This window comes from Spirillospora sp. NPDC047279 (assembly GCF_040643285.1).
In the GTDB taxonomy this organism is placed as follows: domain Bacteria; phylum Actinomycetota; class Actinomycetes; order Streptosporangiales; family Streptosporangiaceae; genus Spirillospora.
The window spans coordinates 1-1,112 of sequence record NZ_JBEYUA010000046.1; the positions used below are offsets into that span (position 1 = coordinate 1).

A 1,112-nucleotide genomic window follows, 5' to 3' on the forward strand; every position below is an offset into this window, starting at 1 on the left:
TGGGTGTGTTCCCGAGTAGCACGGGGCCCGTGAAATCCCGTGTGAATCTGCCACGACCACGTGGTAAGGCTGAATACTTCCTGATGACCGATAGCGGACCAGTACCGTGAGGGAAAGGTGAAAAGTGCCCCGGTGAGGGGTCGTGAAATAGTACCTGAAACCGTGTGCCTACAAGCCGTCAGAGCGTCCTCACAGGGATTTCGGTTCTTGTGTTCGTGATGGCGTGCCTTTTGAAGAATGAGCCTGCGAGTTATGGTGTGTGGCGAGGTTAACCGGTGGCGGGTAGCCGTAGCGAAAGCGAGTCTGAATAGGGCGTTTTTAGTCGCATGCTGTAGACCCGAAGCGGAGTGATCTAGCCATGGGCAGGGTGAAGCGCCGGTAAGACGGTGTGGAGGCCCGAACCCACCAGGGTTGAAAACCTGGGGGATGACCTGTGGTTAGGGGTGAAAGGCCAATCAAACTCCGTGATAGCTGGTTCTCCCCGAAATGCATTTAGGTGCAGCGTCGCGTGTTTCTTGCCGGAGGTAGAGCTACTGGATGGCTAATGGGCCCTACAAGGTTACTGACGTCAGCCAAACTCCGAATGCCGGTAAGTGAGAGCGTGGCAGTGAGACTGCGGGGGATAAGCTTCGTAGTCGAGAGGGAAACAGCCCAGATCATCGGCTAAGGCCCCTAAGCGTGTGCTAAGTGGGAAAGGATGTGGAGTTGCTGTGACAACCAGGAGGTTGGCTTAGAAGCAGCCATCCTTGAAAGAGTGCGTAATAGCTCACTGGTCAAGTGATTCCGCGCCGACAATGTAGCGGGGCTCAAGCACACCGCCGAAGCCGTGGCATTCGAGAAGTGATTCTTGGATGGGTAGGGGAGCGTCCTGTATCCGGTGAAGCCTCAGGGTGACCTAGGGGTGGAGGGTGCGGGAGTGAGAATGCAGGCATGAGTAGCGAATCAAGAGTGAGAAACTCTTGCGCCGGATGACCAAGGGTTCCTGGGGCAGGCTAATCCGCCCAGGGTAAGTCGGGACCTAAGGCGAGGCCGACAGGCGTAGTCGATGGACAACGGGTTGATATTCCCGTACCCGCTGGTATGCGCCAACGCTGAACCCGCTGATGCTAAGA

The 1,112-nt window shown here is 56.6% G+C and carries 1 rRNA gene (running past one end of the window); it reads left to right on the top strand.

Annotated elements, in window-relative coordinates:
• Nucleotides 1–1,112, top strand: a 23S ribosomal RNA gene (locus tag ABZ810_RS47580) (its annotated part continues 1,133 nt past the right edge of the window); the annotation flags it as partial.